This is a genomic window from Geodermatophilus sp. SYSU D00703 (assembly GCF_054050155.1).
On sequence record NZ_JBJGYU010000039.1, the window covers coordinates 36527 to 43480 of the forward strand.

8 protein-coding genes are annotated in these 6954 nt (G+C 73.1%); 6 read left to right on the forward strand and 2 right to left on the reverse strand.

Going from position 1 to position 6954, the window contains the following annotated elements:
• The first annotated feature begins 160 nt into the window (after positions 1-160).
• From ACI782_RS23135 to ACI782_RS23155, 5 genes are all read left to right on the forward strand, one after another.
• A complete protein-coding gene (locus ACI782_RS23135; RefSeq protein ID WP_456912456.1) occupies positions 161-1000 on the forward strand; it encodes an endonuclease domain-containing protein in 840 nt (279 codons plus the stop codon).
• A gap of 143 nt (positions 1001-1143) precedes the next feature.
• On the forward strand, positions 1144-1383 hold the full coding sequence (gene purS, locus ACI782_RS23140; protein ID WP_456912457.1) for a phosphoribosylformylglycinamidine synthase subunit PurS: 240 nt from the start codon (positions 1144-1146) through the stop codon (positions 1381-1383).
• A 15-nt stretch (positions 1384-1398) separates the two neighbouring features.
• Positions 1399-2070, forward strand: a complete 672-nt coding sequence (gene purQ, locus ACI782_RS23145) for a phosphoribosylformylglycinamidine synthase subunit PurQ (RefSeq protein WP_456912458.1) — start codon at positions 1399-1401, stop codon at positions 2068-2070.
• Positions 2067-4415: a phosphoribosylformylglycinamidine synthase subunit PurL gene (gene purL / locus ACI782_RS23150; protein WP_456912459.1), complete on the forward strand. Its 2349-nt coding sequence runs from the start codon at positions 2067-2069 to the stop codon at positions 4413-4415. Before purQ ends, purL begins: the two co-directional genes overlap by 4 nt.
• Entirely contained in the window at positions 4415-4798 is a 384-nt protein-coding gene (locus ACI782_RS23155; protein WP_456912460.1) for a sterol carrier family protein, read from the forward strand. Before purL ends, ACI782_RS23155 begins: the two co-directional genes overlap by 1 nt.
• Positions 4799-4863: 65 nt before the next feature.
• Here ACI782_RS23155 and ACI782_RS23160 read toward each other — a convergent pair whose 3' ends face one another.
• Positions 4864-5004: an MFS transporter small subunit gene (locus ACI782_RS23160; protein ID WP_456912461.1), complete on the reverse strand. Its 141-nt coding sequence runs from the start codon at positions 5002-5004 to the stop codon at positions 4864-4866.
• Positions 5004-6419 (reverse strand): OFA family MFS transporter, encoded by a 1416-nt coding sequence (locus ACI782_RS23165; protein WP_456912462.1) that lies wholly within the window; start codon positions 6417-6419, stop codon positions 5004-5006. Before ACI782_RS23165 ends, ACI782_RS23160 begins: the two co-directional genes overlap by 1 nt.
• Positions 6420-6626: 207 nt before the next feature.
• On the opposite strand from ACI782_RS23165, the gene ACI782_RS23170 reads away from it, so the two are divergent.
• A partial coding sequence (locus ACI782_RS23170; protein ID WP_456912463.1) for an alcohol dehydrogenase catalytic domain-containing protein occupies positions 6627-6954 on the forward strand: 328 nt, incomplete at its 3' end.

The window sequence follows — 6954 nt, forward strand, 5'->3', positions numbered from 1 at the left end:
CCTCCACCGTCGAGATCCCGTGATCTCACACGCTCTCGCCCGCCGGTAGATACGAGATCACGGATCTCGACGGACCTGTGGACGGCGGCAGCGGGAGGGTCCGCGGTCACGGCAGGGTGCCCCGGTGCCGAGCCGACCGCGTCGCCAGATCACCGGACCCATGACCCGGGCCGTCGCTCGCGCCGCAGGGCTCACCGACCCCCACCTCCGGCAGCCCGGGATGCTCCGGCTGTCCCGAGACACCTACCTGCCCCTGTCGATGGGCGACGACGTGCGCGCCCGGCTGGCCGCCGTCCTGTTGACCGCCCCGCCCGGGGCTGTCGCCAGTCATCGGACGGCTGCCGCCCTGTGGGGTGTCGAGATCCCACTCGACGACCGGGACGACCGCCGCGTCGATCTCACCGTGCCGCCGACCGCGCGGGTGGAGAGCCGACGCGACCGGCGGGTCCACCGCGTGGCGCTGGATGATGCGGACGTGACCCACCGCGGGGCGGCGCTGGTGACCTCGCCCGCCCGCACCTGGCGTGACCTGGCCGGGGTGCTCCAGCCACCCGCGCTCCTCGCCGTGACCGACCAACTGCTCGACGGGCGGTGCTCCCGCGCGGACCTGGCTCAGCAACTGGCCAGCCGTCCCACCGGCCGTGGGTCCGCGCGTGCGCGGGAGGTGCTGCCTGTCGGAGATCCTCGTGCCGAGTCACCGATGGAGTCGGTCCTGCGGTGGCTGGTCCACGCGGCGCGACTGCCGACGCCGGAGATCCAGAACGTCGTGCGGGACGCAGAGGGCGGCTGGCTCGGTCGCGCCGATCTCGCCTGGCCGGAGCACCGGGTGATCGTGGAGTTCGACGGCGACGTCCACCGGGAGCGGGACGTCTTCGTCAACGACGTCCGTCGCCAGAACCGGTTGGTCGCGGCCGGTTGGACCGTCCTGCGGTTCACGTCCGCTGACGTCCTGGGCCGTCCCGACGAGGTGATCGCCGAGATCCGTCGTGCCCTCCGCTGACGAGAACCCGTGATCTCGTACGCGCGGCGGCCCCGAAACGTACGAGATCACGCGATCTCGACGGGGGAGGGGTGCCTCGGAGCGTGGGGAGCGTCACCGGCTTCCCCGCCAGTGGGCTGCGCCACCCCGGTACCCTCGTCCGCGTGCCCCAGGTGGTCGTCGACGTCGTCCTGAAGCCGGAGATCTCCGACCCCCAGGGTCAGGCGGTCCTGGGAGCGCTGGGCCGGCTCGGCCACGGCAGCGTGACCAGCGTCCGCCAGGGCAAGCACTTCGTCCTCGAGGTCGAGGGCACTCCTGACGAGGCCGAGCTCAAGCAGATCGCGGAGACGCTCCTGGCCAACCCGGTCATCGAGGACGTCGAGCTCCACCTGCCGACCGACTGAGAGAGAACCCCTCCCGTGCGCATCGGTGTCATCACCTTCCCGGGCTCCCTGGACGACGTCGACGCCGCACGCGCGGTGCGGCTCGCCGGTGCCGAGCCGGTCGCGCTCTGGCACGCCGAGCACGACCTCAAGGACGTCGACGCCGTCGTCCTCCCCGGCGGCTTCTCGTACGGCGACTACCTGCGGGCCGGGGCGATCGCGGCGCGGGCGCCGATGATGCAGGACGTCGTCGACCGGGCGCGGAGGGGCATGCCGGTCCTCGGCATCTGCAACGGGTTCCAGGTCCTCTGCGAGGCCGGCCTGCTGCCCGGCGCGCTGACCCGCAACAGCCACCTGCACTTCCGCAACCGCGACCAGGCGCTGCGCATCGAGCGCGCCGACACCGCCTGGACGGCGTCCTACGAGCAGGGCGAGCGGATCGTCGTCCCGGTGAAGAACGGGGAGGGGCGCTACGTCGCCGCCCCGGCCGACCTCGAGCGGCTGGAGGCCGAGGGGCGGGTCGCCGTCCGCTACGTCGAGGGCAACCCCAACGGCAGCTCCAACGACATCGCCGGGGTGACCAGCGAGGACGGCCGCGTGGTCGGCCTCATGCCGCACCCCGAGCACGCCGTCGAGGAGCTCACCGGGCCGTCGACCGACGGCCTGGGCTTCTTCACCTCCGTGCTGAAGGCGGTCGTCGCAGCGTGAGCCAGGACAGCGCGACCCAGGGGCTCTCCGACCTCGACACCGGGCCCGGCCCGCTGCACACCCGGCTCGACACCGTCGAGCTCGCGGCCCGGACGCCGGACGTCGAGCAGCCCTACAGCGAGCTGGGCCTCAAGTCGGACGAGTACGCCCGCATCACCGGCATCCTCGGCCGCCGGCCCACCACCGCCGAGCTGGCGATGTACTCGGTGATGTGGAGCGAGCACTGCTCCTACAAGTCCTCGAAGGTGCACCTGCGCCGGTTCGGCGACCTGCCGCGCAGCGAGGCGCTGCTGGTCGGCATCGGCGAGAACGCCGGAGTGGTCGACGTCGGCGACGGCTACGCGGTCACCTTCAAGGTCGAGTCGCACAACCACCCGAGCTACGTCGAGCCCTACCAGGGCGCGGCCACCGGGGTGGGCGGCATCGTCCGGGACATCCTCACCATGGGCGCCCGGCCGGTCGCCGTCATGGACTCGCTGCGCTTCGGCCGCGCCGACGCTCCCGACACCGCGCGGGTGCTGCCCGGCGTCGTCGCCGGCGTGGGCGGCTACGGCAACTGCCTGGGCCTGCCCAACATCGGCGGCGAGCTGCTCTTCGACGACTGCTACGCCGGCAACCCGCTGGTCAACGCGCTGTGCGTCGGCGTCATGCGGCACGAGGACGTCCGGCTGGCCAAGGCCGAGGGCGTCGGCAACAAGGTCATCCTGTTCGGCGCGCGCACCGGCGGCGACGGCATCGGCGGCGTCAGCGTGCTGGCCAGCGAGACCTTCGACGCCGAAGGCCCGGCGAAGCGACCGAGCGTGCAGGTGGGCGACCCGTTCACCGAGAAGCTGCTCATCGAGGCCTGCCTGGAGATCTTCGCCGCCGACCTGGTCACCGGCATCCAGGACCTCGGCGGCGCAGGCCTGTCCTGCGCGACGTCCGAGCTGGCCAGCGCCGGCACCGGCGGCATGCACGTCGACCTCGACCGGGTGCCGCTGCGGGACAGCACGCTCACCCCGGCCGAGATCCTGATGAGCGAGTCGCAGGAGCGGATGTGCGCGATCGTCGAGCCGGGCAAGGTGGACGCGTTCCTCGCCGTCTGCCGCAAGTGGGACGTGCTGGCCACCGTCATCGGTGAGGTCACCGACGGCGACCGGCTCACCGTCGACTGGCACGGCGAGCGGATCGTCGACGTCCCGCCGCGGACCGTCGCGCACGAGGGCCCGGTCTACGAGCGGCCCACGCAGCGCCCCGTGGACCTCGACGACCTGCAGGCCGACGACCCCGCCGCGCTGCCCCGCCCGCGGACGCCGGAGGAGCTGCAGGCGCACTGGCTCGCCGTCGTCGCGAGCCCGGACGGCGCCGAGAAGACCTGGGTCACCGAGCAGTACGACCGCTACGTGCGCGGCAACACCGTGCTGGCCCAGCCCGACGACGCCGGCGTGCTGCGCATCGACGAGCGGACGCACCGGGGCATCGCGCTCGCCCTCGACGGCAACGGCCGCTACGCCCGGCTGGACCCCTACACGGGCACGCAGCTCAACCTCGCCGAGGCCTACCGCAACGTCGCCGTCTCCGGCGCCCGCCCGCTGGCGGTCACCAACTGCCTCAACTTCGGCTCACCGGAGGAGCCGGAGGTGATGTGGCAGTTCGCCGAGGCCGTCCGCGGGCTGGCCGACGCCTGCCGCGACCTGGGCCTGCCGGTCACCGGCGGCAACGTCAGCCTCTACAACCAGACCGGCGACGTCGCGATCAACCCGACCCCGGTCATCGGCGTCCTCGGGGTGCACGAGGACGTCCGCCGGCGGGTCCCGACCGGCTGGCGGACGGCGGGGGAGACGGTGCTCCTCCTCGGTGAGACGAAGCCGGAGTTCGGCGGCTCGGCGTGGGCGTCGGTGGTGCACGGCCACCTCGGCGGCCGCCCGCCGGCGGTCGACCTGGCGGCAGAGCGGTCGCTCGGCGAGCTGCTGGCCGCGCTCGGCCGGGACGGGCTGGTCGGCTCCGCGCACGACCTCGCCGACGGCGGCCTGGCCCAGGCCCTGGCCGAGTCGGCGCTGCGGTACGGCACCGGCGCCCGCCTCGCGCTCGGGGACGACCCGTTCACCGCGCTGTTCAGCGAGACGGCCGCGCGCGTGGTGGTCACGACGTCCGACCACGAGGCGGTCCGGCGGGCCGCCTCGGAGGCGGGTGTGGCCGTCACCGAGCTCGGGACGACGGGCGGCGACGCCCTGACGGTGGAGGGTGTCGCCGAGCTGTCGCTGACCGAGCTGCGGGCCGCCTGGAGCGCGACGCTGCCGGCGCTGTTCGGCACGCCCGAGGCCACGGTGGGCAGCGTGCCCGCGGGGACCGTCCCGACCAGCTGATGGCCGCCCCCATCTCCGCCGAGGAGCTGCGGGCGGCGGTCGAGCCGGTGCTGGCCTGGCTGGCCGGGGAGGAGGAGCAGCCCGGCCGCGCGGTCGTCGGCGCCGCGGTGAAGACCAGCGCCCGGTGGCTGGCCCAGCAGGTGCCCGGCCGGTCGGTGGAGCTGCGGGTGCCGCCGCACGTCGCCGTCCAGTGCGTGCCCGGACCGCGGCACACGCGCGGGACGCCGCCCAACGTCGTCGAGACCGACGCGGCGACGTGGCTGCGGCTGGCGAGCGGCCGGCTGGACTGGGCCACCGCGGTCGCCGAGGGGCGCCTGTCCGCCAGCGGCAACCGCGCCGACCTGGGCCCCCACCTCCCCTTGCCGCCCCTGCGCCGGCGCTAGCCGGGCGCCTCCGGACGCGACAGGGCCCCGGCTGCTCGAGAGCAGCCGGGGCCCGGAGTTCTCGCTCAGCCCCCGGTGAAGAGCGTGATCGCGGTCTTCACCGTCTGGTAGAGCCCGTAGACCAACGGGACACCGACCAGCGTCCAGGCGAACGCGATCAGCCCCGTCGGGGTGTGGGTGGGCTGCTCGTTGCGCGGGGTGCTCATCAGGCGGCGCTCCGTTCGCGGTCGGCTCGTGCGGTGGCGGGGGTGGTCCGCTGCGGCTCGTGCCACTTGCTGGCGACCGGCCGGACCAGCAGGTTCGCCACGAACCCGACGGCGAGCAGCCCGACCATGATGAGCAGCGCGGGCCGGTAGTTGGCCGCGACCAGCTGGCCCGGCGTGCCCTGGGTGTCCAGGACGCTGTTGACGATGAGCGGCCCGGCCACGCCCGCCGCCGACCACGCCGTCAGCAGCCGGCCGTGGATCGCACCCACCTGGTAGGTGCCGAACAGGTCGCGCAGGTAGGCCGGGACGGTCGCGAACCCACCGCCGTAGAAGGAGATGATCACCGCGGCGAGGATGACGAACACCCAGGTCGCGCTGCTGCCGATGGTCGCCAGCAAGACGTAGAGCACCAGCCCGACGCCCAGGTAGACCATGTAGATCGGCTTGCGCCCGATGAAGTCCGACGTGGACGACCACACGAACCGGCCGGCCATGTTGAACAGCGACAGCAGGCCGACGAAGCCGGCCGCTGCGGCCGTCGCCACGGTGGAGGTCTCACCGGTGCGGAAGAAGTCCTGGATCATCGGGCTGGCCTGCTCGAGGATCCCGATGCCCGCGGTCACGTTGCAGAACAGCACCACCCACAGCAGCCAGAACTGCGGGGTCTTGATCGAGTTGGCGGCCGAGACGCTCTCCGTGGTGACCAGCGCCTTCTGCTTGACCGACGAGGGGTCGAAGCCCGCGGGCTCCCAGTCGTCGGCCGGGACCCGCACGATGAAGGCCCCGAACATCATGAACACCAGGTAGACCGCGGCGAAGGTGAAGAACAGCGCCGAGACGGCGCCCCCGTTGGGCACCGACCCGGAGACCGAGGGGTCGTACCCCGGGTCGTACCAGCTCATCAGCTGGCGGGACAGCGGTGAGGCGATCAGCGCACCGCCACCGAAGCCCATGATCGCCATGCCGGTGGCCAGGCCCGGGCGGTCCGGGAACCACTTGATCAGGGTGGAGACCGGCGAGATGTAGCCGATGCCCAGGCCGATGCCACCGATGACGCCGTAGCCCAGGTACAGCAGCCACAGCTGGCGGGTCTCGATGCCCAGCCCGCCGACGAGGAAGCCGGTCACCCAGAAGCACGCCGAGGTGAACATCGCCGCGCGCGGCCCGTTGCGGTCGACCCAGGTCCCGAAGAGGGCGGCGGAGAGGCCCAGCATCACGATGGCGATGGAGAAGACGATGCCGATCGCCGTCTGTGACGTGCCGAAGTCCTCGACCAGCGCGGTCTTGTAGACGCTGGTGGCGTAGGCCTGCCCGATGCACAGGTGGACCGCCAGCGCCGCCGGCGGGATCAGCCACCGGTTGAAGCCGGGACGGGCCACGATGCGTTCTCGGGCCAGGAAGTTCGGTACAGCCACGGGCGGACCTCCGGTTCGTGGGCGCCGGGTCGTCCCGGCGGGCGGGTTCGTGCCCCAGGTCACGGACCAGCGGGAACGCTACGTCCGGCTCGGGCGTACCGCGCGGCGAGCGTGACCGGATCGTTGCGCGATCAACCACCCGGGGTGCCGCTTCCGCCCGTCGGGAGCGGGCGTCGGAGCGCGCAGGCCCCGTTCTAGGCTCCCCGCATGGCCTATGAGGTGAAGGGCGTCGTCGCCCGCAGCAAGGGTGCTCCGGTCACCGTCGAGACGATCGTCGTCCCCGACCCCGGCCCGGGTGAGGCCGTCGTCGACGTCCAGGCGTGCGGGGTCTGCCACACCGACCTGCACTACCGCGAGGGCGGGATCAACGACGAGTTCCCGTTCCTGCTCGGCCACGAGGCCGCCGGCGTGGTCTCCGCCGTCGGCGCGGGCGTCACCAACGTCGCCGTCGGCGACTACGTGGTCCTCAACTGGCGCGCGGTCTGCGGCCAGTGCCGCGCCTGCCTCAAGGGCGCGCTGCAGTACTGCTTCAACA